We start from the raw sequence: 26,120 nt of genomic DNA on the forward strand, positions 1-26,120 counted from the left end.
ATGGAATACATCAATATTGAGAAAGACCTTATCCCGTATCGCTTTGATATTTCCATTGCCGATGAAGTTTTTTCTTGGGAGATCCATTACAACCCGGACTATGACTTTTTCACGGTCGATCTGTACCGGGACGGAGCGGCATTAGTTTACGGGGAGAAGCTGGTTTACGGGCAGACGCTCTTTTATGATGTTCAGGATCACCGATACCCCAAAGTGCCCATTGTGGCTTATGACCAGTCGGAGCAAAGTTCAGATGTAACATGGGAGACGCTCGGTGTGAGCGTCTTTCTCTATCTGTGGGACGGTGCTTCTGATGGCTAAAATCAATTATGGCCGTATCGCGGAGATTATGACAGACAACATGTCCTTTGCGCTGGCGAAGTACAATATGGAAGGGAATATTCCATTTGATAACGATGCGTTGCCCAATGAAGCGGAGCTGCGGCTCTGGAACCTGTCTCAGTCCACCATAAACAACATCAAACGCAATGCCGTTATCATGGTCAATGCGGGGTATACCGGGGATGTTGGTTTAGTCCTGCATGGCCGAATCTCTAACGTACGAACCAAATGGGAAGGTGTGGACAAGGTAACGACCATTCATGTGCTGGACAGCGAGGACCTGAGTAAACGAGAGGTAACCGAAATTGCGTTCGCCAAGGGAACGCTTGCCAGCGCCATTATCAAGCAGATGGCTGGGTACATCGGCCTGCCGGTTGCTCAAATGACGCTGAATCAGGATTACCGATACCAGGAGGGCTATTCAGCAAAGGGTCCGGTTACGGACATTATCGCAGAGGTTTGCAAGGACTGCGGCACTTCCTGTTATATCAATAAGAGCAAACTATATGTACGTAATCTCCGCAGCGGCGCTGACGGGGTTTTTGATTTGTCGCCAGAAACGGGCCTGATTGGAAGCCCGGAATATTTTGAGGATAACGGCATCCAGGGATACAAAATCCAAGCACAACTTCAGCACCGGATAACAACGGCATCCGTCATAAATCTGACCTGCAGAGAGTGGTCGGGGAAACTGTATGTCCGCAGCGGCTCCCATTCGTTATCCCGTGCAGGGGATTTTATCACTGAGATGGAGGCGATTATGTGAGTAAAAATCCAGCAGGTACACTGGCTAAGATATTACTTGAGCAGCGGCTAAAGGGCAGTGACAATATCAATGTCGCCATGCCGTGCAGAGTCATTTCCTTCGACGCGGAACGGCTGATTGCTGATGTGCAGCCCTTGCTTAAACTGTCCGGCGCACAACCGGCACAAATTATGTCCGTGCCAGTCATGGGCCATAAAGTTAAATTTGAAATAGATTTGGGCAGCGGGCTGCAGGAGGTTGTTGCTATCTTGCGCCCGCAGTTGGATCGGGGAGACACCGTTTATATTGTCTGTGCCGATGCGGAAATAAAAAATACGTTGAGCGGGCAAGTCGCCGCGCCGGATAGCGGACGGCGACACAGCCGTAATGATGCCGTGATTGTGGGGGTGATGCCATGCAGTCTTTAAAACTGGATGCTTCCGGGGATTTGGTGATTGAGGGCGGGGAGCTGCAGCTGCTAACCGGCCCGAAGGAAATAGCTCAGTGCGGCGAGCTGGCCGCAGGAACCAATAAGGGGGAATGGTTCCTTGACCCGGATATGGGCATTGATTTTGCTCGGATTACAGGAAAGGGAGTGACGGAGGAGGAAATCCGCGACGAACTTACTGCTGGAGTCCTGCAGGAGCCGCGAATCCAAACCGTGGACACGGTAACAGTCACTTTCGACAGGGCGAAACGAACGTTTACAGCGGACTTTACCGCAACGGCGGTGAATGGCGACATTGTAACGATAGAGGGGGTTGAGACCGTTGTTGGATAGCACCGGATTTAAGCGACTGCGCTTTGATGATCTGTTTGCGCAGATGGAGGCCAAGGCGAAGGAAGCATTCGGGGATACGGTCAATACCTCTGTCCGGTCTCCTTTAGGCATTATCCTGCGGATTTTCGCTTGGTTCCTGGCAATAATTTGGGGAACAGCCGAGGACGTATATAACAGCGGCTACATTCCGACGGCAACCGGCAACAACCTGGACCGGCTGGGGCCGCAGGTCGGCATCACCCGTACCCTTGAACAATGGGCAACGGGGCAATTGAGGATTACCGGGACACCTGGTTACACCGTGGCGGCTGGGTTCAGAGGCTCAACCGGCTCTGGCATCACATTTGAGACTACAGCGGCTGTGACGCTTACCAATGGGAGCGGCACTGTAGGGATTGAAGCGCTGGACGCTGGCTCCGGGGGCAACTTGGCAGCTGGAATGATTACGGTAGTAGTAAACCCAGTGCCGGACGTTTTCAGTATTTCGAATCCAGCACCGACGACTGGAGGAAGGGAAAAAGAGACGGACGCGGAGTTTCGTAATCGCTTTGACCAGTCGGTAGCGGGAGGCGGCGCGGCATCCGTGGATGCCATCCGGGGGGCGCTGCTGCGTATGCCTGCAGTTCGAGCAGCGACAGTGATCGAGAATAACAGCATGACACCGGACAGCGCCGGACGACCGCCGAAATCATTCGAAGCATACGTGCTGGGCGGCGAAGAGCAGGAGATAGCCGAAACCATTTTTGCCACTAAATCGGGTGGCATCGAACCGCACGGCTCTATTAGTAAGCAGGTGGAGGATTTGGGCAAGCAGATGCATATCGTCAAGTTTTCGCGGGCTGCAGAAGTCCTGATAAGAGTATCTGTGTCTGTCACGAAAAATGACCAGTATCCAGCAGATGGTGATGAGCAGATTCGTGGAGCGCTTATCCGTTACATTGGAGGCACTGACGCGGCAGGCTCCTATTACAACGGGTTGAGCATGGGTGCTTCCGTCATTTATACACGTAACATCAGCGCGGTGTACAGCGTGGAGGGCGTTGAGGATATAACTCTGACCGTTGGCAAGGCTGCTGGTAGCTTGGGGAGCGGAAACGTGGTTTTACAGCCTTATGAGGTAGCGCAGACAACAGCGGCGCTGATTGAGGTGAGCAGCCATTTTTAGCGTAAAGGATATGCTCCGGCGCTTTGCCGACACCTACAATAAAAGCCCCGAAAGCAACTTGGGGAAGCTGATCGGCATTTTGCACAGCGAGTTGGCTTCTCTGGACGAGACGTTCACTCGGATACGGGATTGGCGCAGCATCGACGCTGCGCAGGGCACGACGCTGGACCGTATCGGCACCAACATTGTGCAGCCGCGCGGAGCGGCAACGGATGAGGTGTACCGGGTACTGCTTAAATCCAAGATTGCACGGAACTTGTCCAAGACGGACATTAATACCATCATCCGGGTGCTGGCTATTGCTTTGGACTGTGACTATTCAGACATACGAATCCAGGAAAAATACAATGATTCAATGGAGCCGGAGCCTGCGGCAATCAACTTAATACGAGTACCAACAAGGCGGCTGAACGAAGTGGGCATGTCGCCTTTTCAATTTGCGCGGATTGTGCAGAAGACAGTCGCCGCAGGCGTGCGGGTGGCGCAAATCGAGCTGGCCGGGACGTTCGCTCTATCTTCAGTTTATGGAGAACTTGAGACAAGCCCTTTGGGTCTGGCCGATCCAGATATGACAACAGGCGGGGAGCTGGGTGAGGTTTACGTGCCCGGCGAGGATTATCCACTGCCGATTTAAGGGGGAACAGCATTGGCAGATTTTAACGAGCAATTACCAGAATGGCAGCAGGCGGGCATTGAGCCGCCCGCGTCCAAAAAGAGTACGGGCTGGCAGGTTAATGATAAGCCGCCTGCTGGTTGGTTGAACTGGCTTTTTACCCGCACGTTTAAAGCACTGGCCGAAATCAGAACTGTATTAAGTGCGCATAAGGCTGACGGCACTGCACATATCACTGCAGCCGAGCGCAACACCTGGAACGGCAAGGAAACACCGGGAGGGGCGCAGGCAAAGGCAGACAGTGCGCAAGCAGCTGCAATCTCAGCGGCGGCGACTGATGCCAGTAACAAAGCAGCAGGTGCTCAAGCTGCGGCTATTGCAGCGGGTGCTCAGGATGCAACAACAAAAGCCAATGCAGTGCAGTCAAATCTGAACAATCATGCAGCAGATTCAACCGTTCACATCACAGCTGCCGAACGCACAAACTGGAATGGTAAATTAAACTCAATTAATCAAGATGTGAGAACAACGGCAGCTCCTAGCTTTTCGGGGTTGATAGTAGGAAAAGGGAGTTCCAATACAGTTTTAATAGATACCGCACACATTAATTATGCCTTGCCTACTGCTGGGACTGGTGGTTATGCAAGGGGATTCTATTACCTGAGTGAGGACAAAGCGTCCGCATTCGCGGGGATAGGCATTCTCGGGCAAAGCGTAGATAGCGCGGCCACCATGACCCATCTATATATGGCACACGGAGCAAGCCCGTGGGATAGTAGTTATGGAATTTATGTATTGCCAAACGGGTACACAGGCATTAAAACCATTTCCCCCACACAAGCCCTTGACGTAGCGGGTAACATTCGCGGGGGACAATTAATATCTTGGGCAACGCCTGGCGTTGCACCGTTTGTCGTATCAAGCGGCACGGTAGTAACGAATCTGAACGCCGATATGGTGGACGGGTATCACGCTTCGTTTACGTCTGACCCTAACACGGTAGTTCTGCGGAATGGTAGTAAAAACGTAGTGGCTAATATCTTCATATCGGAAGTGGCAGCAGGTTACCAACCATTCCTAGTAAATTCTACGACGAAGGTTGATAACCTGAACGTTGACATGGTAGACGGATTCCATCTTAACCAAGACGTTCGCGCAGCAGCTTCCCCGGAATTTAATAATCTTACTGTCCGCAGAGGAAACCTGCTTGTTTCAGCGCCGACAGACGGCAACGATTGGGCGCGTGGGACCTTCTTTTACAACTTGGACGCTTCAATCGAGTTCGGTTCTATCGGTATACTAGGAAATGGTAACTCAGTAACAAAAATGTTTCTTTCCCCAAGCGCTACCGGATGGGCTAGTGGAAAGGGGGTTTACATTCTACCAAGTGGTTTCACAGGGATTAAGAAAACTAATCCAATTTATGAATTAGACGTTGACGGATGGGTAGGCGCTGCGAGATTCATTTCTTCTGCACCGCAAGGCACAACGCCATTAGAAGTAACTTCAACTACGCAGGTAGCAAACCTGAACGCCGACATGGTGGATGGATATCATGTCGGAACCGATGGAACAACACCGAATTCTATTCCATATAGGGACGGAAATGGTGTTTTAAGCGCCAATCGTTTTTACTCATTAGTCCCCACTGGAACAGCGCCAATTCAGGTTACATCATCAACTATGGTCACTAATTTGAATACTGAACTGCACGCGGGGAAGACCTTGGCTGATGTGGTGCAAGGCGCTTTAATGTTTGCTTGGACACTTAATGCCCCTGCTGGTGGCTACGGAGCAAACTTTACACCGGCCGTTGCTACTCTGACTCCCGGCCTTCGAGTAACGATCAAAACTCACGCAGCCAGTACAGGCCCCAATACACTCAGCGTTAATAGCTTGGAACCTAAGCCGATTAAAAAGCCAAACGGTAATAATCCGACTTTGGCGCTCGGCGGTGTGTACACGCTGGTTTATGACGGAACGGCTTTTATCTTACAGGGTGAAGGGGGTGAGTACGGAACAGCGGGACCTGCACAAGTATTGGTCGGCTACACGGTTGGGCAGGAAAACGGGCCAGTTTCGGGATCGATACCCAACCATGCGGGTTTAACCAAAGACGCTATAGGCATAACGGTTAACGGAGGGGATTTATTCCTCAATCCTCCAGAAGGATACTATAACGGTGTTTCTTCAATCCATAGTTGGGACGGTGGATTGGCTGATGCTAGTAACTGGAGATCAGACAGAATGATCTTTGGAAAGCAAGGCGCTATGCCCGTTATCTCTGCAGGAGATGATGTGGCTCAAGGTGTTGGGTTGTGGCCTAGCAGAAACTTAGCGGTTTACCCGCGCAAGGGATACCGCGAGGGTGGTGCTGGACCTGGAGAAATCATGGTAACAAGCGCACAGATGCAGTCGGTTGAGGGAAACTTAAGGGCAAACAACATTCGTAGTGGTGTCAATATTTTTGGTGTTGTTGGTACGCTGATCGAGGGGGCAAGGTACGCTACTAACGCGGTTGTTTCCCCGCCTGCAAACTTTTCAGTGTCGGGTCTTGGCTTTACCGTAAGGATTGTATCCCTGAGCTTCAGTCGCGGGGACTTCTATTATCAATACATGGGAGTAGCCGGGGAATGGATTTATCGTGTACGTTATGGCAGCCCTACGGGAGCGCTGCAGGAAACCGGGGCATTCACCAGCACCTGGCCTTCCGGCGGGTTCGCACTAAATACGACGTTTTCTGATATTTTCTTAATCACTTATTCGGCATACGCGTAATAAAGTACCAAGAAAGGCCTCATAACCGTAGCTTTTTTATTACAACCGTTGGGACGAAGGCAAGGCAATCATAAATTAAGTAGAGGAGAATGAATATGAACATCGGAACAAAGATTTACTATAATAAGGCAACCGGCAGTGTGATTCAACTGATTCCAGAGCAAGTCGGACGGGGTGCAGTAGAAACCACAGAGGACCAGGACTTTGCCAGTTACAAGCAGCTGGCTGAGCGGGTCCGGGAAACGGTCGGGCTGATCAAGCTGGATTATGGGCAATACCGCAAAGAATTTGCAGAATGTGAGAGTTACCGGGTCGATCCGGCAACCAGGGAAGTGAAGTTCACGTATGCTGACGACAAAATGAACGTCTTGGATCAGCGGCTGTCCGAAGTGGAACTTAGCAGCCGGAATACGGCAAATCAACTGGCTGAAGCAACCACACAGCTCAGCGATACACAAACCGTACTCGCTGACACGCAGGTCAGGCTGCTGGAGACTGAGACGGCGCTCGGCGATACCAAGTCAGCCCTTAGCGCCAGCCAAAAGGATCTGCAAGCGGCAAAGAATGAGCTGCAGGACACGAAGCAGGAACTGCAGACAACCAAGCAGACGCTGGAGGCTACCCAATCCGAAACCTTGGATACTCAATTGGCAATCGCGGAGCTGTACGAGCTGGTACTGGCCGGGCAGCAGCCTGCTGCAGAGGGAGGTGAAGTAGACAATGGCTAAGGTATATGCATCCCTCATTAAAAAGGGCCTGAAGACGATTGACCAAGTGCCGGAAGTGATCCGGGCGGAAGTAGCTGCTCTGCTGGAAGTTGAATAGATAACCGGAAGCGCCCACTGAGGCGTTTTTATTTTGCCCTCGGATACCCGGGGGCTTTTAATTTGAGGGGGAACGAAATTGACAAAACCGCAGTTTGCAGCATCGACGATAGGCGCTTTGCTTTTACCGGTGTTTGATTTTATGTATGGGGAGGCAGACGCTGTATTTACCGCAATGATTGCGCTGGTGTTCTTTATCGTAATGGATTGGCTGTCTGGCATCAGGGCGGCTAAAAAAGACAATACCTATGCCAGCAAGTACGGCATTGATGGCATTTTTCGGACGTTCTTCATGTTGCTCTTGCCAGCAGGCGGGCATTTCTTGGATTTGGTGTTCGGCCTGCCCGGTGTAATCTTCGGGGCTTTGGCGGTAGGTATCCTTTATCATGTGCTGCAGAGTATGACGGCGAATTCGATTCGTGCGGGTTGGGGTGACTGGTTGCCGTTGTCGGTTATGGAGGTAGTGCTGAAATGGGTCGGCAGCGAGTTGGAGAAGAAGATTCAGCGTGCAGCTGGACGAAAGGGAGTTGATGGACAGTGACCAAATATAGCAAAGCGGCATTTTTTGCCCTGCTAGCTCCAACTGTCGTTAAGGTGTGGAAAGAGGGGAGCAAAATGCTTCCCAGCGTCCGGCTGGCTCAAAACTGGTTAGAGACTGGCGGGACGGTTAACAGTTGGAACAACCTCGGCGGTTATAAGGTAGGCAGCGGTAAGCCGACCGCCTATTGGGACGGCAGTAGCATTAATACCGGCACTTGGGAGGTTTACAACGGGGTGCGGGTTAATACGTCGGCGAACTGGCGGAAGTACAGCAGCATATACAACTTTTACAAGGACCAGGACTTGTTATTTGCAAAGCCCCGTTATGACCGTGTATGTGCCGCCACCACGCCGGAGGCGCAGACAGCGGCGTTATACGCCTGCGGCTATGCTACCGATCCGGCGTATGCAAGCAAGCTTATGAGCATTATCCAATCAAATAACCTGACGCAATATGATGCGCAGGCAGAGGAGGCGGACGAATTGTCCCAAGCAGAAAAACAAGAATTGGTTACGTTGCGGTCTGAGGTGAAGGAGCTGGCGCTTGCCGTGGAAAGCCTGGTCAACAGTAAAGATACACTCAAAAAGCAGGTCCTGCAGCAAGCCGTCGATATCAAGGAGCTGGGTACGGTATTGCTTGAGCTGACAGATACCACACCGCCGGAATGGGCCAAGGATGCGCTGAAGGCTTTGGCCAATACTCCATCCGTACTTAATGGTAAACCGGTTATCGATACTCCGGATAAGGCGACATATACAGAGGCACGGCTGATTACGATTTTGTATCGCCTGGGCCTGGCTGCAATCAAAAGGTAAAATCCCAAACGCATGGGAATTTAAAAGCCCGCCGACCAGTTAAGGTTGACGGGCTTGGTTATTTATTTCAAGTTATCTACTGCATACTGAGCTTCTTCTTTGGTGAACTTTTCCCCATATTCTGAAATTAGCTGATTGTAAATCTCTTTATCTGACATATTCATTTCAGCATATGATTGTGCAGTTAGAAGTGCGTTTTCCTTCCAGTCATATACGATGTTGTCGATAGCATATTTAGCTGCCTCTTTGGGGAAGTTTTCACCGTATTCAGATGTAAGCTGATCGTATATGCCTGCCTTTGACATGTGCATGGATTCTGCATATGACTCTGCAGTTCTTAATGCTGCCTTATGTTCACGAGGAATACTGGCTTCGGCTTCCTGTTTGGCCAATTCTTCAGCAGCAGCCTTAGCATCGGCTTCATCCTGGGCCTTTTTCTCTGCTTCATCCTTTTTTGCTGCTTCTTCAATTGCTTTAAGTTCTTCGGCGGATGGCGTTGCAGCAGGAGCTTCGGTCTTTTCTGCGATTACGGCTTGAGCTTGTTCGGTTGCAACTGGCGGTTCGACAGAAGCGTCCGATTCTGTGTCATCGCCCATACTACCGATTGCACCGATAACAAGGATTAATACCACCCAGAACCACCATTTTTTATAAAGCGGCTTTTTCAATTAAGTTCCCCCTAAATCTGATAATAATTAACAAAATTTAGTCTATCAGAATTAGGAAGATTTTACTATGAACAATATGCGAATATGGCGAGTGTGGCAAATTAAGACATTGCTTAAAAATCCCTTTGCTGGTTATAATACAAACAAATGTTCTTATATCGCGGAGGGGTAGCATGGATAAAGCACCAAGTAATATGCTGTCTATTGAAGAAAGGACAATGGCCCGGGATTTAATACTGCTGAGGCATATAGACGCGATGGTTAACCGGAGCGTGGAGGAGATCGAGCATACCGGCAATGTGCTTAAAAAGCTGTACTTAACAGCCGGTCACTACATACAGCAGCGAATTATTCAGGACATACAAACAATCCAGATGGAGTTTAAGCGGCGAAACATAAGGGTGGAGCCGGGCAGACAAGAAGATTTTCTGTTGTACTACATGATTTACTATCGCGGCTATCAAGAGGAATTCGGTATGACAAGGGACATTACTCGAACAAAAATCAGCCAAAGGCTGACTCAGTATATGGCTGAACTTGGTTCTGCATTAAAGGATGATCTAAAATAAACAACCCGCCGTCATTCGGGCGGGGGTTCCTTTACATATTCAAAAATATCGTTAGGCTGTACATCGAAATAGGTGCAAAGCTTATGAATTACATCCATAGATACATTCTCGCCTTTATCAAATTTTGCTACTGTTGAAGGGCCAAAGCCTAAGAGGGTTTTTAAATCGCCTTTTTTTAGATCATTTTGTGCCAGCAGTACCTTCAATGGTTTATAAGAAAACGGCATTCTTACACCTCCCTTATCCTTATGTGCTTATAGTAATAAATAAAATACAGAAAGTCAAACTTTTCGTTTGACTATTAGTACATTAAGTGATATATTAAATACAGGAAGTGAAACAAAAACTTCCGGAAAGGAGAGGTTGGATGAAGGATTGGGTGCAACTCCTGACAGCAGCCATTCAGTGTTATACGGCTTACCTGCTGCTAAAGGAAAAGAAAAAAGGAACCAAAAAACGCCGCCGCCCTGGCAAACGTAAATAGGTTCCCGGAGGGTAAGGGTAGCCGCCCTTACTCTCCACCCAATCTTACCATAACAGGCAATAATGAAACAATAAGTCAGTAGGAGGGATTGAATGCTTAATGTTATCACCTGGATTATCAGTATGGCGGCGCTGGTCCTGTCAATCGCCGCACTGGTAAAAGTAAAGAAGCGCTGATGGTTTACCCGGGGCCGCTGGGTAATGCGGCCCACTTCACCGCCTGACGATGGTCGGAGTAAATGTTGCATAATTTGATATGCTCCAATAGTGCTTGAGTTGTATAATGGTTGCGTTCGATGAAAATTATGTCAGGGGTGTTGTTGTGCTCAATTTTGAAGTCTGGAATTTTGTTACATTCTTAATTTTTTCTACGCTTGAAATGTTTGCTGCATTCGTTTTTATGATGGCTATTTTTAGGCTAAACGCTCTCGAATATGTTTGGCCTGCATCCGTGGCGGCTTTGCTCATGGGCTTACAGAGCTTCTTCTTACGCAATGAACTAGATTTGGGTTACTTGGCTCCAGTAGTGAATATATTATTTTTTGTTTTTTTATTGGCGGCAGTGGTGAGAATACCCATTTTATGGTCTGCGATTATTGCCTGCTCTGGATTCTTTGTATATGCAGCTATACAAGCAGTACTAATTACTGCGCTTTACTCGAACGGGGAGGGTTATCAAGGCGGTACAAGCAACGGGGAAAAGTTACAGCTAATTACGGCTATAACAGTATTTGTGCTCTCTTGGTTGCTTTACAAATTTGGATACGGATTTAGTGCCCCGTTTGAGAAGCTGCGCTTTCAAAAAGAACATATCTTTTTAGTGTCGGCAATTGCCTGCAGTTTCATTTTTACGGCCTTCATTATGTATCAGCGAGACATTCGGATTAATATTGTTTTCTTTGGAGCAGCAGCAGCGTTATTCATTTACTATTCTCTAAAAAAGGAGCCGAAAACCAATAAATGATCGAAACAGCTGCAACTAAGATAGCTCTTCACATCAAGTCGGTTGTCCCGGATCATCCAGCGCCGGTCGAAAATTTACGGCATTCATTAATCATCATATTGAATTTCTTTACTGTTCTAGGACTCACTATAGTTGTATCTCTTTTTACCGGCAATACAATTGAAGCGCTGCTTCTGCTGAAGTCTTTTGCGATACTACGACAGCTCACCGGTGGCCTGCACATAAAGTCTAGCATGGGCTGTGCTTTATTAACGGCTTCTGCAGCATCTGCTCTATCATTTATACATTTGCCTGATGTTTGGGTTTCTTCGCTTTCCGTGGTGAGTATAGTAATTGTTTTCATTCTTGCGCCATCAGGGATTGAAAAGCAAACGATCATTCCAAAAAAGTACTATCCTGTTTTAAAAATAGCTGCAATGCTCTTAGTCATGTTGAATTTTCTGTTCCCATCATCCACCGCAGCGATTGCCTATTTAGTGCAATCTTTGACTTTGGTAATCAACGAAGGGAGGTGTAGAGCCTATGAAAAAACAGATTTATTACGTGCTGGCAAGTAGCTTGGCTATGCTGGCTGTCATTTCCGTAGTTCCAGCAAGTTTGGTGTTCGTTAACAATCCTGAACCACCAAAAAACCTACTCAATAAATTCCGGGGTTGATTGAATGAATATATCGGCGACCACCGATCCTGAAGGTAACTCGGGAGTTGTACAACTCCCGATCAACGAAATACTGTACCTGTCTTATTATTCGAAGATTAATCGGGTTATTTTTACAACGTGGAAAGGCATGTTTTATACGATGGGCAGCATGGAATATGTAACTCACATCCTTAATGCCAGTGGATTTACGTTCCGCATTGTTGATAGAAGTAACTCCGTTAATGTTGATAAAATATACAGTATTGATACGTTGCTAAAGATTATCTACTTTGATGATGAAAAGACGATAAGGTGCTTAATGTCGGAAGCGAAGTACAAAATGTTTGCCGGTGAGTATCCAGAAATGGTGAAACGATATGCGCTGCAAATCCCAAAAAAAAGGTCGCTCTTTTGAGCGGCCTTTTTACTTCAATTGTAAATTATAACACGAAATGAATGATATTTGTGTCGTTTTTTGCTGTCGAACCAATTTGTTCGTCTATTGAATGATGTTAGACAATCAGCCCATTATGGGATTAAATAGTAATACGGGGTTCGCGCTGCGAATTTTTATTGACAAAAAAACGTTCCACCACTTTGCGGGATTTTATCTTATGGGGAGTAGAAAACTACTCCGTGCCACTACGTTGTAATAAACTCGTAAAGATCGGATTCTGTACATCCTAAGATTTCACAAAGGGCCCGACTGATAAGTGGATTCAGTATTTTATATCCCTTTTCATATTCGGAGATCAAGGTGTCAGAAGCAACGATTCCGTACTTTGTTTTTAAAGCTTCGCACAGCTCGACTTGAGTCAATTTATTGGCTTTGCGAATCTTACGTAGTTGGCACTCCCCTAAGATGAGTGTGCCCATATGCGCTCCCTATAACAATGTATTAGGAAAGAGGTGATTATATTTTTTGAATTATAGCATGTTTTACAACACAGAAAAAGGGCGCGTCCTGGCAGACGCACCCTACATAATGACTTTTGAAATTATCCGTCTTTAGTCTAACATCCAATGCAGAAAAATTATAACTTTATTTTTCGAAAAAAATTATCTTACTATTGTGAATCAAGGAGTGACAAATATGAACACAGTTGATACAAAAAATAAATTTACCTTATCTGAGTTAAGAGAGAAAATTGGATACAGCCTAGCTGAATCCTCTTTTATGCTGGGTATTGCCGAAGATTCGCTTAGATTCTTTGAGAAGAACCCCGAAACAGTCCCGGTTCAAGCAGCTGCAAAGTTAGCTAAGCTTTATGATATGCCCACACATATGATTAAATGGAGTTAAAGAAAAGTTGTGTCTCACAGTACATAAGGTGATCCGATCGCGGATCTGTATGAGGACATTGCCGCCGAGGAAAAAGCCCGGGCTACATACCAGTGGCTGATTGACATGACGGATGATGTGGACCTGCAGGACAGCTTGAAATTCCTCCGCGAGCGGGAGATTATCCACGCGATCCGGTTCAAGGAGTCTGTGCAGATCCTGATGGAGGAGAAGGACAAGAAGCGGGTCTTCTAGAAAGTAAGCATGTTTATTCGACACTAAATTTTAGAATCATAACGTATTCACACATCGTCGTTACCGACGGTGTGTTTTTTTAGTACAGTTTCCTTAATATTTTTGAAAAAATATACATATTAAGTGGTGGTTATCCGATAATTCAATCAAAAAGGAAAAAAATATATTTTAAAACTATTATAATCAATTAAGATTTATTATTCTAAATTTAATTATAAATCCTATTTTTAAAATATACATATTTTAAGTTTGGGTTAACTACATCATAGGAGGGTGCTAAAGTAAGTGTTTTGCAGAAGGGCAGCGGCCGGAAGGTCAAACAAACTCTGGAGTCACCGCAAAGATTCAAATAAAAAGCTATAAGTTCAATCTATATCAGGAGGGAAAACATTGAAATTTAAATGGATTTGTATTTTCTTAGCGCCAGCCATTCTACTTCTTATTCTGGCAGGTTGCAGCAGCAGTTCTGAAGTTGTCAGTTCAGCCAAAATGGAGCCAGACACATTCTCCGAACAGGATATGGCTATATACAAAGCAGATAACAGAAAAGAGCAGGTCAGCTATGGTATGAGCCGTAAAGATGCGGAGAAGGTGTTGGGAACTGGAAATGAAGGTTTGCCCAATTCGTATACATATGATTCCGGACTAAGTGTGCTCTATAGGGAAGATAAGGTAGTTGCAATAACGTTGCGGGGTGATACAAGGGGGATATACAGAACTGCAAGAGGAGCTGAAGCGGGCATGACCAGATCGGCTATCAAAGCGTTGTATGGAGAAAAGTATGCAATAGAAGAGAGTGATTTATCTATGGAATATTACTACGATACTAATACCAGGAAGATGCTGGAAAGATCTGCAGTAAAATTGAATTCGCTCTCCGGGGATGAACTTATAGCCACACAACTTCTTTCAACAGCTTATGATGCGGAAGGGAAGGCTGCCTTTATCATCCTGATGGATGGACAGGCTGCTAACAATTATAAGTAATATCCAAGTGGTGATGAAAAAAATGAGCTTACAAGAAATGCTGACCAATCAGGTACAAAGAACCCGATTGTACTTATCTGTATTAACTAAGAGAGGAAGTGTACTTGTGCAGACTTACAAGAAAAAATTTAATAAGAGGGCAGTTATATTGTGTTTGTTGTTTGCTGTGAGCCTGGCCGTTCCATCCCATCCTGAAGCTGAAGCGGCAACTGCTTCATTTAACGATGTTCCCGCTGCCCACTGGGCGAAATCAGGAATTGATACCGCTGTAAATAAAGGTTATGTGGAGGGGTATCCGGGGGGCTTATTCAAGCCGGATGCAAGTGTATCCCGGGCTGAATTTATCAAAATGATTGTGACCGCAACCGGGCAGCCGGTAGAAGCGACTGAAGGAAAGTGGTACGAAAGCTATGTAGGTGCTGCGCAGCAGGCGGGCCTGTATGCCGCAGGTGATTTTGCCAATTCGGAGCTGGAATGGAACCGGAAAATTACCCGCCGGGAGATGGCGCGCATCGTTGCCCGGGCCGCAGGACTTGAAACAAAAGAAGACAATAAATGGATGTATTTGGCTGCAAAAACGGGCTTGATCTCCGGATTGGGTGCAGGCAAGCTTGGCGAACAGGAACATACCACAAGAGCCCAATCTGTAGCTGCCGTAGAGCGTGTTCTGACTGTAAACAGCGGAGGCAAGCTCAAGGTAGATAAATATGCTGTCAGCAGCGCGGAATTGGCTTGGCATAAGACGAATATTTTTACGATGATGGGGGAGATTTTATTATCCGGTGATCCAAAAATAGATCTCAATATTGAAGAACGCTGGAAGGAAGAGAATTATCAGATCTCTACTAGAGATAAAAGATTCATTGAACGTGTCGAGGAAGTGATAGTGATTGATTTATCGGATAAGAATGATCCGAACTTAAAAGTTATCCCTCCTGTATCTACATTAAAATGGCAAAACTATTTATATCAGAATGGTGTCCCAGTAACAAAATCTATGAACAGTTACCTGATCTATTTTAAGACAATATTTGTACATACTGAATTTCACAAAGATGCACATGCTGATTTTACTATTCTCGGTTTGGATGCTAAAGGAACTATCACTTCTAACGGTGGGTTAGCGACTACTGGATATGTGTATCAAAAAAATATCGGGGATGTCACGGCGCTAATCTTTCCTAAAACAGGCTGGAAAAGATCTAGTTCAATTATGATCTTTATGAGAACTCCCTCAACCCAATGGAACGGGGAGACGAAGTATCTTTTGAACATACCCTTTGTCCAATAATGGTATTGTGAGATGAACAATATGGAACAAAGACCAATAAAACTAACATTGGCGTGTACTGCTATAGCTACATTATTTATTTTGTGGTTTAAGAGTAATTATGGAAGATTCATATCAAAGAGATAAACCAGGGAGGAAGATGAAGAAGACCTACTACTAGTGTCGAATGAGTCGGATGGCTGATTTCAAGTGCTACTGCGTTACATCAAACAGGTCAATTATGGTCAGATACCACCGTAATTGACCTGTTTTTTGTTATGTTCGTTTTCCTGCATATCTCCTACAAGTGGGGACATTCCTCTCTGCAGCAAATTATGTGATAATAGCATTAAAACTTCAGGGACGGGAGAAAAACAAAGCTATGGTATTTAAGTGGTTGAACGGATTTATAAAGGCCTGGCAGGATTACCCGCTCCCGGAGGGGAAGCTGATCGGCGGGCGTTACGTAATACAGCATCTGCTCGGTGAGGGCAGCTACGGGCTTACCTATTGCTGCCGTGATACTGAAGACGGGGAGCTTTATGCGCTGAAGCAGTCCAGACCGAGCAAAAAAGACGCGGGACGGATGCTGCTTGAGAAGGAGTATAGGATCCTAAAGGCTATGGATCATCCCAGGATCCCCGCATGCCGGGATTATCTGGAGTTTAAAGGCTCGAACTGGCTGGCCATTGATTACATTACAGGGAAAACGCTGGAGGACCTGATCTTTGACGACAAGCGTATCTACGGGGAGCGGGAAAGCCTGGCTGTCATTCTAAAGCTGGCAGAGCTGGTCATGCATGTCCATTCGCGGGGATACGTCCACCTGGACCTGCGGATTCCTAATGTTATTTTACAGGAGGAAGACTTGTATCTGATTGATTTCGGCCTGGCAAAAAGGATCGGGGAGCAGGAGGATTCGAGTGGTCAGGATGCCTTGCAGGCAGTGGTGCTGCCTGAACGAATGCCGCCGGTTATTGCTTCGGATCTGTATGATATGGGCCAGTTGATGCTGTTTATGCTGTATTCTGCTTATGTGCCTGAACGCGGGAAGCAAGAGCGGAGCTGGCGGGAGGAGCTGAAGGTATCGCCGGACATGCTGAGGCTCCTCAACCGGCTGCTTGGAGAACATGCCGAACCTTATGCGGATACTGCGGACTTTGTCCTGGATGCTAAGGCAATATATCAGAGTCTGCTGAAATAACAATAAAGAGGCGCCTTCAGCTTGAGCATGAAGGCGCCTCTTGGACCATTCCGGCAGCCGGCTATCAGCTGGAACTGCCGTAACGGTTTTTATAATATTTATGACCGCTTCCGCCGCGGTGCGCATCGGACGACGAATACCGCTTATATCCGCGGCTGCTGCTTGAATGTCTGCCGTAATATGACCTCCCTTTGTGACTGCTTGAGTATTTACGGTGTCCGCCCGGCCTGGAATGTTCTACAGAATGCAGTACCTTGCCAAGAAGTTTTCTAAGCATCATGTTTCCTCCTTATAAGATATATTGTGCTTATAATATAATCTTACTCTTTTATTACCCTTAAGTACGCCATGATTAGATTAAGGTTTCATGAGAATTTTTTCATTTAACGTTGTTAATAACAGCAAACAGCCGCTCCTGGTGAGAAGCGGCTGTTTGCTGTATTTGTTAGGGCTACGATGATATTACTTACTGGCGCAGTGTCTTCAGGGCACCGCTCCAGGCCAGTACCTGATCAAGCATCGCATTGACGTTCGCTTTGTGCAGATCCGCCGGCTTGAAGACTGTGCCGTTCTCAAAGTCGGTGAAGAGGGAGAGAAGCGGATGTACCCGGACGTCAGCTACCTGAAGCTCACCGAGGATTCCGCGCAGATGCTCAGCTGCGCGTGCTCCGCCTGCCGAACCGTAGCTGACAATCCCGGCAGCCTTGTTGTTCCATTCTTCCCGGGCGGAGTCAAGCGCATTCTTGAGTGCTCCTGTAATGCTATGGTTATACTCCTGGGCGATAAACACAAAGCCGTCCAGAGTAGCCAGCTTGGCGGCCCAGGCTGCGGCAGGGCCATAATCATCGCTTTCGCCCAGCAGCGGAAGCTTAAAGTCGGCAATGTCTACGATCTCATAGTTGGCGTCTCCGCGGGCATCTGCAATGCCTTTCACCCATTCCCCGACTTGCGGGCTTACGCGGCCCTTGCGTGTGCTTCCCAGAATAATACCGATGTTCAATGTTGTCATTTGAAATTCCTCCTAAAGTAAGTGTATTGGATTTCGTGTTGACCTTTATGAAAATTATTATAGCATATTACTTTTATAAAGCAAGTGTAATTTTGAAACTGATTAAGTGACTGATGTATAGAGTGGTTTTGAATTCCGGCTAACCCGCTATTCTCATATATAGCTATGCCCGATTTCCCGTCTGCAGATTACATTCTCTATCATAGGGCGGGCTATTTTTTCAAACAGATAGAAATTCCTAGCAAACTGGTCTAAAATAACAATGTGCAATTGAAATACCGGTTCACACTCGGGCCGGATAAAGAGGAACTGGGAGGAGAAGTGTGGAATGAAGTACCGCAGATTAGGCGGATCGGGGCTGAAGGTTAGTGAAGTCAGTCTGGGAAGCTGGTTGACGTACGGCGGATATGTGGAACAGGAGAATGCTGTCAGAGCTATTGAAACCGCTTACGGGTTGGGCGTGAATTTTTTTGATACAGCCAATGTGTATGAAAAAGGTGCGGCCGAGAAGCTGCTCGGTGAGACGCTGCGCGGATTTCCCCGCGAATCTTATGTCCTGGCCACCAAGGTATACGGCGTTATGGGAGACGGTCCGAATGACCGCGGCCTGTCGCGCAAGCATATTACAGAGCAGTGCCATGCCAGCCTGAAGCGGCTGGGGGCAGATTATGTGGACATTATGTATTGCCACCGTTACGATCCGGAGACACCTATTGAGGAAACGCTGCGCACACTGGATGATCTGGTCCGTCAGGGCAAGGTGCTCTACGTAGGCGTAAGCGAGTGGACGGCTGCCCAGATGACTGAGGCGCTGGCTGTTGCGGACCGGTATCTGCTGGACCGCATTGTGGTCAATCAGCCGATTTACAATATGTTCGAACGTTATATAGAAAAAGAAATTATTCCGCTCGGCGAACGCAAAGGAATCGGACAGGTTGTATTCTCGCCGCTGGCTCAAGGTCTCTTGACCGGAAAATACAGCTCGGCGGAGGACATTCCTGAGGGCAGCCGGGCCTCCAGGCTGGAATGGATGCGCAAAGGGGTCACGGAAGAGAAGATCGCCAAGGTGCAGCAGCTGGGTAAAATTGCAGCAGAGCTGGATCTTTCGGTCGGCAATCTGGCTCTCGCCTGGATCCTGCGGCAGTCTAATGTAGCAAGCGCGCTTGTCGGTGCAAGCCGGCCGGAGCAGGTGGAGGAGAATGTGAAGGCTGCAGGTGTCGAACTGAGCGGTGAAGTCTTGTCGCGGATTGACGAAATTATTGCCTAAAGAGAGAGGAGCAGATACAGATGAAGGTACTTTTTATCGGAGGCACAGGATTAATCAGCCAGGCCGTATCCAGGCTTGCAGTCGAACAGGGGATTGAGCTGTATCTGTTTAACCGCGGGGAGCGCAGTGAATTCGTACCTGACGGGGCAGAGGTAATCCGGGGAGATATCCGCGATGCGGCGGGGGCGGCAGAAGCACTGAAAGGCTACGAGTTTGATGCTGTTGTAGACTGGATTGCCTTTACACCGCAGCATGTGCAGACCGACATTGAGCTGTTCGCCGGCAAGACGAAGCAGTATATCTTCATCAGCTCTGCCTCGGCCTATCAGAAGCCGCAGCGGAGCTACCTCATTACGGAAGAAACACCGCTGGCCAATCCGTACTGGCAATATTCCCGTGACAAAATCGCCTGTGAAGAGCTGCTGATGGAGGTGCACCGCACCAGTGCCTTCCCGGTCACCATTGTCCGGCCTTCGCACACTTACGGCGTTACGGCAATTCCGGCAGCGCTTACCAGCTGGCAGCATCCCTGGTCGCTGGTGGAACGCATCCGCAAGGGCCAGCCGCTGGTCATTCATGGTGATGGCACTTCACTCTGGACGTTGACGCACAATACGGACTTTGCCAACGGCTTCATCGGCCTGCTCGGGAATCCCGAAGCGATTGGTGAGGCGATCCACATCACCTCCGATGAGTCGCTGAACTGGAACCAGATTTATGCGGCCATCGGTGAAGCTGCGGGGAGAGAACCCAAGGTGGTGCATATCTCGACAGATTTCATCGCCGCCCATACGCCGGCGGGAACAGCCGACGGCCTGATCGGCGACCAGGGGGTAAGCAGTGTGTTCGACAACAGCAAGCTCAAAAGGCTGGTGCCGGGGTTCAGCGCTGAGGTTCCTTTTGCCGAAGGAATCGGACAGTCGGTTGAATGGTTCGAAGCCCGGCCGCAGCTCTGCACCGTGGATACAGAATGGTCTAAAATGCTGGACATGCTGATCAGCAGACATGGCGTTGACGCCAAGCTGCTCTCATACTACGTGTAACACGGATGTGGCATGAATCAGGGAATGGTGAATATACTCTCACTACCTACCGAAACCTGTAAAAAAGGAGTCCTGGTCATGCCGACACATCCTTATGTATCCCGTTTTTTTGTCCATTCCGATGCCCGCCGTGACAAGCTGATTTATGACTTGCCGGAGTCCTGGTGGAGCCGGCCTTATGAATATGAATGGTGTACCAACTTTGTCTCTCCCCATGATGTAGTGCTGGATGCCGCCTGCGGCATTTCCCATCCGCTCAAGTTCTATCTTGCCGGCTTCAGCGCCGAGGTGCATGCCTGTGACAGGGATGCCCGGATCCTATCAAAGGAAGCGATCATCCGGAATATTGAAGATGACATTGGCATAGAGGCAGCCCGTCAGGTCATGGCCAGGAGAACGACAGGCCTGCATCTGGCCCAGGCGGAGCTAACCTCGCTGCCGTATGCGGATGAGAGCTTTGATACGATTTTTTGTATTTCGGTACTGGAGCATTTATCGCTGAATGATACGATCCTGACCATACGGGAATTCCACAGGACTTTGAACGGTGAGGGGCTGCTGGTGCTGACCTTCGACTATCCGACCGTCAATCTGCCGGTGATGAACGATGTACTGCTGCAGGCTGGCTTCCAGTACTGGGGTGAGACAGATTTCAATCTTCCGGAGGATGCGCTGCGGACGGAGCAGTGGGGCGGGCTGAGCTGCTTCCGGGCAGTGCTGAAGAAAGCGCAAAGCTATAGTTGAACTTGAGTATCGGATAGTGGAGCTGCTGTAGAACCCGAAGGTTCAGGCCCGGCAGCAGCCTGTTAACCATTTTATCTCCACCTTCTTTAGCCGGGACTTTTTACTCTTTTAGATAACCGACGCTATCCGTTATAGTTGATAGATATCTTATCAAAAGGAGTCAAATAAGTGCGCAGAGCAGTCCTACTTCTTCTATTATTTTTTCTGCTGATTCCTGCCCCGGCGGTTTGGGGCGGAGCGTCCAAGGCGCAGCCGGCAGACCCTATTACTCTTACATTTGCCGGCGATATTCTGCTGGACGGCTTCGTAGGGGAGCAAATAGCGAGGTACGGGGTTAATTTCCCGTTTGCGAAGGTAGCTCCTGTGCTGCAAAAAGCCGATCTGGCCTTCGCCAATCTGGAGACGCCTGTATCGGTGCGCGGCCAGGCGGCAGAGAAGACCTTTGCCTTCCGCTCCAAACCGGAGACGCTCGGCGGATTAAGCTATGCCGGCATTGACGGCGTAACACTGGCGAATAATCATATCCTCGATTACGGCCAGAATGCGATGCTTGACACATTGGTCCATCTGGACAGGTTCAAAATCGGCCACACCGGGGCCGGCAGCAATATCGAGCAGGCTTTCAAGCCGTATGTTAAAACAGTCAAAGGCAAGCGGATTGCCGTGCTTGGGGCAAGCCGGGTGCTGTCCGGACCTTCCTGGCATGCCGGGAAGACTACATCAGGTGCTGCCTCAGCCTACACGGCGGAGCCGCTGCTCGGCGCCATCAAGAAATCCGCCAAAGACAATGACTATACGATTGTATATTTGCACTGGAATGAAGAGTTCGCGGATTATCCTCAGAAGTACGCCCGTACGCTGGCCAAGCAGATGATCGACAGCGGTGCGGACATCATTCTCGGTGCACACAGCCACTGTCTGATGGGGATCGAGTATTACAAGCATAAGCCGATCTACTATTCGCTGGGTAATTTTGTGTTCAACAAATCCACGCGCGGCGGAGAGAAGACCGTGCATACGATGCTGGCCGACTTCACCATTACGGATTCTGGCATCACCAGCCGGATTACTCCGCTCAAGATCATCGGCGGACAGCCGAACTTTATGGGCGCTGCCTATAATAAGGAAGCGATCATGAAGCTGAACAAGCTGTCGTTCAACGCGAAGATTGCTGCAGATGGAGCGGTTAGTGAGAAGCTGTGAACGGGGAGCCGGGAGCAGGCGGCGGGGAGGGAATGAATTTGACTGTAGGGTGAAGGCGAAGGAGTCCTTTAATAGATCGCCCGCTGATGCTGGCCGTCTGCGCAGTCTGATTCTTTAGCACATGTTACGGCTTTGTACTATTACTCCTTCTGCTGTTCTCCAGCAACTAGTTGGATTTTCGCTACTTAAATCTCTGAATTTCCGGAATATGTAGCGATTAGGTGGAAAAATGCAGCTTATTTTGGGTCATAATCCACGTTGGAAGCAGAACCGGCAATAATAAGTAACGTTTTTCCACTTAGTCTGCGCTTAGAGGCGTTCTGCCCGGAATTAGGTGACGTTTTTCCACTGCTATGAACGAATTTGTCAATTCTCCTGTTTTCACCCTTTAAACCAAAGGGGTTCAATCCCTTGGGCGTAGAGACAAAATGCGAGTCGTCGGCTGGCACACTGCTATCCGTGGGTTGGTTACCACATGTTATGCCTACGTCGAAGGAGCTGCCGTAAACTTAGTTTCGCACGTCAGATCCGCAGATCCTGTGCAGTGGAAAATCACGGTTTCTCCTCGAACCTTTCTCTTTGTCTCCACGCCCTAAGGATTCAATTTTCGGGAACCTGCCTTTCTACGCTACGCCATTCTTTGTTCTGCATTTCGGGCAATCGACCAGATGAATCCCACTAATTCCCGCCCTACAGCTGCCATCGCCAGATTTCGGTGTTTCCCTCGTTTGACCATTTTCAGATATTTGCGGTGTAACCGTTCCTGTGCTTTCCACGAGGTTTCCTGGACATGCGCACACTGGCCTTCCAGACGCTTTTCTAACTCCCCTTTGACGGCTGGCCGGTGACGGTAACTCCAGGCTGATTCGACAAGTGTACGCCGTACTGCTGCATTGCCGGTTTTGGTTAAACGTCCACGTTTCGTGCTGGCTCCCGAGGAATATTCCCTTGGGACCAGACCTAAATAACTCATAAGCTGAGCTGGCGAACGGAACCGCTCAAAATTCCCAATCTCGACGACCAGCGTCATGGCGGTAAGCAGCGCGATTCCCCGCAGGCCCTGGAGGGCTTGAATCACGGGGGCGTACGGACAGATTTCCGCTTCCTCCCGCATGGCGGCTTCAAACCGTTTGATTCGCTCCTCCACTTCCCGCAGCTCCTGCAGAAGCTCGGCGAATACCCGTTCTTGAGCTGAAAACGCAAACGTCAGGGTGGTTAGCCACTGCCGGTATCTCTTCGTCCAGCGCCGTTTCATTCCTTCCGGTGTGTGAATCTGGTGCCTGAGCAGGAAGTGGATGAGCCGCTGCCGGGTTCGGTGTAACTCGCCACGGGCAGCCTCCCGGGCCCGGATGAGGTCTCGCAAGGCTTCGATTTCTGGAGTTGGCACATGGATCGCAGTCAATTCCCCGGCACGATGGAGCTGGGCCAATCGCTCGGCATCCCGCCGGTCGGTTTTTATCGCATCGCCTGGGCGCTGTGGAATGCGTGAAGGGGCGATAACGGTGCAGGAAATCCCCATTTTCGTCAGCCAATGATACAAGTCATACCCGGTAGGTCCCGCCTCATAGCAGACCTCTAGCGTGACTTCTTGGCTTTGGAGTTTGCGAATTAAACGTCCCACCGCATCGGGCGTGTGGGCAATGGCACTATGATACCGGGCAGGTTCCCGGCCCTCGTCTGCAATCGCCACCACAATTTTTTCTTTAGACACATCCAAACCGACGTATTTTATGGTATTCTTCATAGTAACAGCTCCTTTCGCATGTAGCTCTGAAATGGTGGTTTCTCACTTCCATTTTAACCTACGGTGTGCGAACAGGAGCTGCCTTTCGTTCATCATAACTTAGTTTAATCAGCGTCTCGCTATGGAGCAGCCTAAGGTAAAACGTGCACTCATCAGGAAATTCAGCCATCTGGTTTTCTAACATTGGCAGCAGCAAATTTGCATACAAACACTGCAAGCACAGCAAACACCCCACAGCCATCGCGGCTATGGGGTGTTTGCTGTGTCTATCATACGGCTATAGTAGTGTTGCGTTGTACCAGTCATCCGGCATAAGGTGTTTCACTGTGTTCATTACACTGAACCCTTACGGCCAACCAAGCTGATCAGCCCTTAACCGCCCCGGCGACAACACCTTTAACAATATACTTTTGCAGGAAGATGAACACGATGATGGACGGCAGTACGGCCATTACCATAGCTGTCATTGCATACTGCCAGTCGGAGGTGTACTGTCCGACGAAGGTGTAGGCGGCCAGCGTCAGTGTCTTGGTATCCGGTGAGCCGTTGACCATGAGGAGCGGGAGCAGGAAGTCATTCCAGATCCACATTACGTCGATGATAACGATGGTAGTCGTTACCGATTTCAGCAGCGGGAAGATCACGCTGAAGAACAGGCGGAAGCCGGAAGCCCCGTCGATCGTGGCGCTTTCATCGATTTCCAGCGGAATCCCTTTAACAAAGCCGTGATAGATGAAGACGGCAAGCGGTGCGCCGAAGCCCCAGTAGAGCAGGCCGAGGCCCCAGGTGCTCTCGGACAGGTTCAGGTTCTTGGCGGTCTGCAGCACGGTCAGCATGATGGACTGGAACGGAATCAGCATCGGCATAATGCAGAGGAAGTAGATGACGCCGCTCCATTTTGTTTTGGTCCGGGCCAGCTTGTAAGCGGCAATGGAGGAGACGAACACAATCCCCAGCAGCCCGAGCCCGGTAATGATGAAGTTGTTCAGGAACAGCCGCGGATAGTTGATGAATTCCCATACATAAGAGTAGTTGGCAAAGGTCAGCTTTTGCGGCAGGGCGATCACGTCGGTCATGACTTCGCTGAAGCTTTTGAAAGAGTTGATAATGGTCAGGAACAGCGGATACAGGAACAGCAGGGAGAGGAGGACAAGCACAATCTCGAGTATAATTTTGCCGGTCTTGTTGTTGGTTTTCATTATGCCTCCACCTCTCTTTTCTTGAAGAATGTAAGCTGGATCACGGTAACGATCAGCACCGCAACGAACAGGATAAGCGCTTTCGCCGTACCGTAGCCGTACAGGTTATTCTGGAACGTGTCACGGTAAATGTCATAGGCGATACTATAGGTGGTTCCACCCGGACCGCCGCCGGTCAGCGACAGGATCACGTCGAATACTTTAATGGAGTTGGTCAGCGCCATAAAGACTGAGATGGTAATAGATGGTGCGAGCAGCGGCAGCGTAATGCTGAAGAACCTTCTCAGCGCTCCGGCACCGTCAACTGTTGCGGCTTCTTTAAGATCCTCAGGCACGGACTGCAGGCCGGCGATATAGATAACGAGATAGAATCCGATGGATTGCCAGATGGATACCCCTAATATGGATATGAAGGCCAGCCCCGGCGTCCCCAGCCAGCTCAGGCCGAAAATGCCCCAGCCGGTGCTTTCACCAAGTGAGTTGAAGCCCTGCATAAAGATGAATTTCCAGATGAAACCAACGATAACCAGACTGAGAATGTAAGGAATGAAGAAGGCCGCTCTCAGCCAGGAGGTAGATTTCAGCTTCATATCGAGCAGCACAGCCAGCAGAATAGCCAGCACATTGACGATAACGATGTAGAGAACCGCATATTTGATCGTAAACCAGGCCGAATCGGAGAAATTGGTATCTCCCGTAAAAATCTGCTTGAAGTTATCCAGCCCGACGAACTTCGGATGCTTGGAGATCCCGTTCCATTTGGTCATGGAATAACGGATGGTCATGATAAACGGAACATAGAAGGCTACTGCGATACAGATCAGAACGGGGAGGGTGAAGAGCCCGAACTCCGTTTTCTCGCGCCATTTTCTGCCGAGTGATTTTAACATGGATGCACCTCTTCTGCTATTTATAGGGTGGGAGTTAAGGACCCCGCTTGCCACACTTAACCATTCCGGTTAGTCTATATTGTGTATTATAGGGCA

Annotated in this window: 31 protein-coding genes and 1 pseudogene; 24 read left to right on the forward strand and 8 right to left on the reverse strand. The window is 48.8% G+C overall.

The features are described from left to right. The 11 genes from AC4G46_RS10065 to AC4G46_RS10115 all read left to right on the forward strand — a co-directional run bounded on the left by AC4G46_RS10065 (nucleotide 1) and on the right by AC4G46_RS10115 (nucleotide 8,604). A complete protein-coding gene (locus AC4G46_RS10065; protein ID WP_491127809.1) occupies nucleotides 1-321 on the forward strand; it encodes a phage baseplate plug family protein in 321 nt (106 codons plus the stop codon). Continuing rightward, on the forward strand, nucleotides 314-1,108 hold the full coding sequence (locus tag AC4G46_RS10070; protein WP_491127810.1) for a phage protein: 795 nt from the start codon (nucleotides 314-316) through the stop codon (nucleotides 1,106-1,108). The genes AC4G46_RS10065 and AC4G46_RS10070 overlap by 8 nt, the downstream gene beginning before the upstream one ends. Continuing rightward, a complete protein-coding gene (locus AC4G46_RS10075) occupies nucleotides 1,105-1,515 on the forward strand; it encodes a Gp138 family membrane-puncturing spike protein (protein WP_491127811.1) in 411 nt (136 codons plus the stop codon). The genes AC4G46_RS10070 and AC4G46_RS10075 overlap by 4 nt, the downstream gene beginning before the upstream one ends. Further along, complete coding sequence (locus AC4G46_RS10080) at nucleotides 1,503-1,868, forward strand: contractile injection system sheath initiator (RefSeq protein WP_491127812.1); 366 nt, start codon at nucleotides 1,503-1,505, stop codon at nucleotides 1,866-1,868. The genes AC4G46_RS10075 and AC4G46_RS10080 overlap by 13 nt, the downstream gene beginning before the upstream one ends. Further along, complete coding sequence (locus AC4G46_RS10085; RefSeq protein ID WP_491127813.1) at nucleotides 1,858-3,033, forward strand: baseplate J/gp47 family protein; 1,176 nt, start codon at nucleotides 1,858-1,860, stop codon at nucleotides 3,031-3,033. Before AC4G46_RS10080 ends, AC4G46_RS10085 begins: the two co-directional genes overlap by 11 nt. Before the next feature lie 10 nt (nucleotides 3,034-3,043). Then, complete coding sequence (locus AC4G46_RS10090) at nucleotides 3,044-3,667, forward strand: hypothetical protein (RefSeq protein WP_491127814.1); 624 nt, start codon at nucleotides 3,044-3,046, stop codon at nucleotides 3,665-3,667. A gap of 12 nt (nucleotides 3,668-3,679) precedes the next feature. Beyond that, nucleotides 3,680-6,424 carry a hypothetical protein gene (locus AC4G46_RS10095; RefSeq protein ID WP_491127815.1) on the forward strand — a complete coding sequence of 915 codons (2,745 nt, stop codon included), beginning with the start codon at nucleotides 3,680-3,682 and terminating at the stop codon, nucleotides 6,422-6,424. Between the two features lie 95 nt (nucleotides 6,425-6,519). Then, complete coding sequence (locus tag AC4G46_RS10100) at nucleotides 6,520-7,152, forward strand: hypothetical protein (protein ID WP_491127816.1); 633 nt, start codon at nucleotides 6,520-6,522, stop codon at nucleotides 7,150-7,152. Then, on the forward strand, nucleotides 7,145-7,249 hold the full coding sequence (locus AC4G46_RS10105; RefSeq protein WP_491127817.1) for a CD1375 family protein: 105 nt from the start codon (nucleotides 7,145-7,147) through the stop codon (nucleotides 7,247-7,249). Before AC4G46_RS10100 ends, AC4G46_RS10105 begins: the two co-directional genes overlap by 8 nt. Nucleotides 7,250-7,327: 78 nt before the next feature. Continuing rightward, nucleotides 7,328-7,789, forward strand: coding sequence for a phage holin family protein (locus tag AC4G46_RS10110; protein ID WP_491127818.1), 462 nt, complete (start codon nucleotides 7,328-7,330; stop codon nucleotides 7,787-7,789). Then, a complete protein-coding gene (locus tag AC4G46_RS10115; protein ID WP_491127819.1) occupies nucleotides 7,786-8,604 on the forward strand; it encodes a glycoside hydrolase family 73 protein in 819 nt (272 codons plus the stop codon). Before AC4G46_RS10110 ends, AC4G46_RS10115 begins: the two co-directional genes overlap by 4 nt. A 62-nt stretch (nucleotides 8,605-8,666) precedes the next feature. Here AC4G46_RS10115 and AC4G46_RS10120 read toward each other — a convergent pair whose 3' ends face one another. Further along, a complete protein-coding gene (locus AC4G46_RS10120; RefSeq protein ID WP_491127820.1) occupies nucleotides 8,667-9,272 on the reverse strand; it encodes an Ltp family lipoprotein in 606 nt (201 codons plus the stop codon). 173 nt (nucleotides 9,273-9,445) lie between these two features. Here AC4G46_RS10120 and AC4G46_RS10125 point away from each other — a divergent pair, with 173 nt between their 5' ends. After that, nucleotides 9,446-9,841, forward strand: coding sequence for a YhjD family protein (locus AC4G46_RS10125; RefSeq protein ID WP_491127821.1), 396 nt, complete (start codon nucleotides 9,446-9,448; stop codon nucleotides 9,839-9,841). Nucleotides 9,842-9,852: 11 nt separating this feature from the next. On the opposite strand, the gene AC4G46_RS10130 is transcribed toward AC4G46_RS10125, so the two are convergent. Beyond that, nucleotides 9,853-10,047 carry a helix-turn-helix domain-containing protein gene (locus AC4G46_RS10130; protein WP_491127822.1) on the reverse strand — a complete coding sequence of 65 codons (195 nt, stop codon included), beginning with the start codon at nucleotides 10,045-10,047 and terminating at the stop codon, nucleotides 9,853-9,855. Between the two features lie 560 nt (nucleotides 10,048-10,607). Here AC4G46_RS10130 and AC4G46_RS10135 point away from each other — a divergent pair. The 3 genes from AC4G46_RS10135 (at nucleotide 10,608) to AC4G46_RS10145 (ending at nucleotide 12,342) form a co-directional block, all read left to right on the forward strand. Continuing rightward, nucleotides 10,608-11,288, forward strand: a complete 681-nt coding sequence (locus AC4G46_RS10135; RefSeq protein ID WP_491127823.1) for a hypothetical protein — start codon at nucleotides 10,608-10,610, stop codon at nucleotides 11,286-11,288. After that, on the forward strand, nucleotides 11,285-11,845 hold the full coding sequence (locus AC4G46_RS10140; RefSeq protein ID WP_491127824.1) for an accessory gene regulator B family protein: 561 nt from the start codon (nucleotides 11,285-11,287) through the stop codon (nucleotides 11,843-11,845). The genes AC4G46_RS10135 and AC4G46_RS10140 overlap by 4 nt, the downstream gene beginning before the upstream one ends. A gap of 104 nt (nucleotides 11,846-11,949) precedes the next feature. Next, a complete protein-coding gene (locus tag AC4G46_RS10145; protein WP_491127825.1) occupies nucleotides 11,950-12,342 on the forward strand; it encodes a LytTR family transcriptional regulator DNA-binding domain-containing protein in 393 nt (130 codons plus the stop codon). Between the two features lie 227 nt (nucleotides 12,343-12,569). Here the strand turns inward: AC4G46_RS10145 and AC4G46_RS10150 are convergent, their stop codons facing one another. Next, nucleotides 12,570-12,803: a helix-turn-helix domain-containing protein gene (locus AC4G46_RS10150; protein ID WP_491127826.1), complete on the reverse strand. Its 234-nt coding sequence runs from the start codon at nucleotides 12,801-12,803 to the stop codon at nucleotides 12,570-12,572. A 217-nt stretch (nucleotides 12,804-13,020) separates the two neighbouring features. Between AC4G46_RS10150 and AC4G46_RS10155 the strand changes: the two genes are divergently transcribed. The 5 genes and pseudogenes from AC4G46_RS10155 to AC4G46_RS10175 all read left to right on the forward strand — a co-directional run bounded on the left by AC4G46_RS10155 (nucleotide 13,021) and on the right by AC4G46_RS10175 (nucleotide 16,925). Continuing rightward, nucleotides 13,021-13,230 carry a helix-turn-helix domain-containing protein gene (locus AC4G46_RS10155; protein WP_491127827.1) on the forward strand — a complete coding sequence of 70 codons (210 nt, stop codon included), beginning with the start codon at nucleotides 13,021-13,023 and terminating at the stop codon, nucleotides 13,228-13,230. Between the two features lie 27 nt (nucleotides 13,231-13,257). Continuing rightward, a pseudogene (locus AC4G46_RS10160) lies at nucleotides 13,258-13,464 on the forward strand (manganese catalase family protein); the annotation flags it as partial. A 390-nt stretch (nucleotides 13,465-13,854) separates the two neighbouring features. Then, nucleotides 13,855-14,451, forward strand: a complete 597-nt coding sequence (locus AC4G46_RS10165; RefSeq protein ID WP_491127828.1) for a hypothetical protein — start codon at nucleotides 13,855-13,857, stop codon at nucleotides 14,449-14,451. After that, nucleotides 14,423-15,742: an S-layer homology domain-containing protein gene (locus tag AC4G46_RS10170; RefSeq protein ID WP_491127829.1), complete on the forward strand. Its 1,320-nt coding sequence runs from the start codon at nucleotides 14,423-14,425 to the stop codon at nucleotides 15,740-15,742. The genes AC4G46_RS10165 and AC4G46_RS10170 overlap by 29 nt, the downstream gene beginning before the upstream one ends. A gap of 361 nt (nucleotides 15,743-16,103) precedes the next feature. Beyond that, a complete protein-coding gene (locus tag AC4G46_RS10175; protein WP_491127830.1) occupies nucleotides 16,104-16,925 on the forward strand; it encodes a serine/threonine protein kinase in 822 nt (273 codons plus the stop codon). 64 nt (nucleotides 16,926-16,989) lie between these two features. Here the strand turns inward: AC4G46_RS10175 and AC4G46_RS10180 are convergent, their stop codons facing one another. Together AC4G46_RS10180 and AC4G46_RS10185 are read right to left on the reverse strand one after the other, a co-directional pair. Beyond that, on the reverse strand, nucleotides 16,990-17,202 hold the full coding sequence (locus AC4G46_RS10180; RefSeq protein WP_491127831.1) for a hypothetical protein: 213 nt from the start codon (nucleotides 17,200-17,202) through the stop codon (nucleotides 16,990-16,992). A 189-nt stretch (nucleotides 17,203-17,391) separates the two neighbouring features. Next, nucleotides 17,392-17,934, reverse strand: coding sequence for an NADPH-dependent FMN reductase (locus AC4G46_RS10185; RefSeq protein ID WP_491127832.1), 543 nt, complete (start codon nucleotides 17,932-17,934; stop codon nucleotides 17,392-17,394). Nucleotides 17,935-18,262: 328 nt separating this feature from the next. On the opposite strand from AC4G46_RS10185, the gene AC4G46_RS10190 reads away from it, so the two are divergent. The 4 genes from AC4G46_RS10190 (at nucleotide 18,263) to AC4G46_RS10205 (ending at nucleotide 22,191) form a co-directional block, all read left to right on the forward strand. Further along, nucleotides 18,263-19,201, forward strand: a complete 939-nt coding sequence (locus tag AC4G46_RS10190; protein WP_491127833.1) for an aldo/keto reductase family protein — start codon at nucleotides 18,263-18,265, stop codon at nucleotides 19,199-19,201. A 20-nt stretch (nucleotides 19,202-19,221) separates the two neighbouring features. Further along, nucleotides 19,222-20,244 carry an SDR family oxidoreductase gene (locus AC4G46_RS10195; protein ID WP_491127834.1) on the forward strand — a complete coding sequence of 341 codons (1,023 nt, stop codon included), beginning with the start codon at nucleotides 19,222-19,224 and terminating at the stop codon, nucleotides 20,242-20,244. 78 nt (nucleotides 20,245-20,322) lie between these two features. Continuing rightward, complete coding sequence (locus AC4G46_RS10200; protein WP_491127835.1) at nucleotides 20,323-20,988, forward strand: class I SAM-dependent methyltransferase; 666 nt, start codon at nucleotides 20,323-20,325, stop codon at nucleotides 20,986-20,988. 204 nt (nucleotides 20,989-21,192) lie between these two features. Further along, nucleotides 21,193-22,191 (forward strand): CapA family protein, encoded by a 999-nt coding sequence (locus AC4G46_RS10205; RefSeq protein ID WP_491128839.1) that lies wholly within the window; start codon nucleotides 21,193-21,195, stop codon nucleotides 22,189-22,191. Between the two features lie 628 nt (nucleotides 22,192-22,819). Here AC4G46_RS10205 and AC4G46_RS10210 read toward each other — a convergent pair. The 3 genes from AC4G46_RS10210 to AC4G46_RS10220 form a co-directional block, all read right to left on the reverse strand. Continuing rightward, entirely contained in the window at nucleotides 22,820-23,935 is a 1,116-nt protein-coding gene (locus tag AC4G46_RS10210; RefSeq protein WP_491125419.1) for an IS110 family RNA-guided transposase, read from the reverse strand. A 365-nt stretch (nucleotides 23,936-24,300) separates the two neighbouring features. Continuing rightward, on the reverse strand, nucleotides 24,301-25,134 hold the full coding sequence (locus tag AC4G46_RS10215) for a carbohydrate ABC transporter permease (protein ID WP_068720456.1): 834 nt from the start codon (nucleotides 25,132-25,134) through the stop codon (nucleotides 24,301-24,303). Beyond that, nucleotides 25,134-26,024, reverse strand: a complete 891-nt coding sequence (locus AC4G46_RS10220; RefSeq protein WP_068720454.1) for a carbohydrate ABC transporter permease — start codon at nucleotides 26,022-26,024, stop codon at nucleotides 25,134-25,136. Before AC4G46_RS10220 ends, AC4G46_RS10215 begins: the two co-directional genes overlap by 1 nt. Nucleotides 26,025-26,120: the final 96 nt, after the last annotated feature.

The organism is Paenibacillus sp. fava2, from assembly GCF_058313675.1.

Coding starts and splice junctions, on each gene's coding strand:
- AC4G46_RS10065 (WP_491127809.1), top strand. CDS start 1: ATGGAATACATCAATATTGAGAAAGACCTTATCCCGTATCGCTTTGAT.
- AC4G46_RS10070 (WP_491127810.1), top strand. CDS start 314: ATGGCTAAAATCAATTATGGCCGTATCGCGGAGATTATGACAGACAAC.
- AC4G46_RS10080 (WP_491127812.1), top strand. CDS start 1,503: ATGCAGTCTTTAAAACTGGATGCTTCCGGGGATTTGGTGATTGAGGGC.
- AC4G46_RS10090 (WP_491127814.1), top strand. CDS start 3,044: ATGCTCCGGCGCTTTGCCGACACCTACAATAAAAGCCCCGAAAGCAAC.
- AC4G46_RS10100 (WP_491127816.1), top strand. CDS start 6,520: ATGAACATCGGAACAAAGATTTACTATAATAAGGCAACCGGCAGTGTG.
- AC4G46_RS10105 (WP_491127817.1), top strand. CDS start 7,145: ATGGCTAAGGTATATGCATCCCTCATTAAAAAGGGCCTGAAGACGATT.
- AC4G46_RS10125 (WP_491127821.1), top strand. CDS start 9,446: ATGGATAAAGCACCAAGTAATATGCTGTCTATTGAAGAAAGGACAATG.
- AC4G46_RS10135 (WP_491127823.1), top strand. CDS start 10,608: ATGGTTGCGTTCGATGAAAATTATGTCAGGGGTGTTGTTGTGCTCAAT.
- AC4G46_RS10140 (WP_491127824.1), top strand. CDS start 11,285: ATGATCGAAACAGCTGCAACTAAGATAGCTCTTCACATCAAGTCGGTT.
- AC4G46_RS10145 (WP_491127825.1), top strand. CDS start 11,950: ATGAATATATCGGCGACCACCGATCCTGAAGGTAACTCGGGAGTTGTA.
- AC4G46_RS10150 (WP_491127826.1), bottom strand. CDS start 12,803: ATGGGCACACTCATCTTAGGGGAGTGCCAACTACGTAAGATTCGCAAA.
- AC4G46_RS10155 (WP_491127827.1), top strand. CDS start 13,021: ATGAACACAGTTGATACAAAAAATAAATTTACCTTATCTGAGTTAAGA.
- AC4G46_RS10170 (WP_491127829.1), top strand. CDS start 14,423: ATGGACAGGCTGCTAACAATTATAAGTAATATCCAAGTGGTGATGAAA.
- AC4G46_RS10175 (WP_491127830.1), top strand. CDS start 16,104: ATGGTATTTAAGTGGTTGAACGGATTTATAAAGGCCTGGCAGGATTAC.
- AC4G46_RS10180 (WP_491127831.1), bottom strand. CDS start 17,202: ATGCTTAGAAAACTTCTTGGCAAGGTACTGCATTCTGTAGAACATTCC.
- AC4G46_RS10185 (WP_491127832.1), bottom strand. CDS start 17,934: ATGACAACATTGAACATCGGTATTATTCTGGGAAGCACACGCAAGGGC.
- AC4G46_RS10190 (WP_491127833.1), top strand. CDS start 18,263: ATGAAGTACCGCAGATTAGGCGGATCGGGGCTGAAGGTTAGTGAAGTC.
- AC4G46_RS10195 (WP_491127834.1), top strand. CDS start 19,222: ATGAAGGTACTTTTTATCGGAGGCACAGGATTAATCAGCCAGGCCGTA.
- AC4G46_RS10200 (WP_491127835.1), top strand. CDS start 20,323: ATGCCGACACATCCTTATGTATCCCGTTTTTTTGTCCATTCCGATGCC.
- AC4G46_RS10210 (WP_491125419.1), bottom strand. CDS start 23,935: ATGAAGAATACCATAAAATACGTCGGTTTGGATGTGTCTAAAGAAAAA.
- AC4G46_RS10215 (WP_068720456.1), bottom strand. CDS start 25,134: ATGAAAACCAACAACAAGACCGGCAAAATTATACTCGAGATTGTGCTT.
- AC4G46_RS10220 (WP_068720454.1), bottom strand. CDS start 26,024: ATGTTAAAATCACTCGGCAGAAAATGGCGCGAGAAAACGGAGTTCGGG.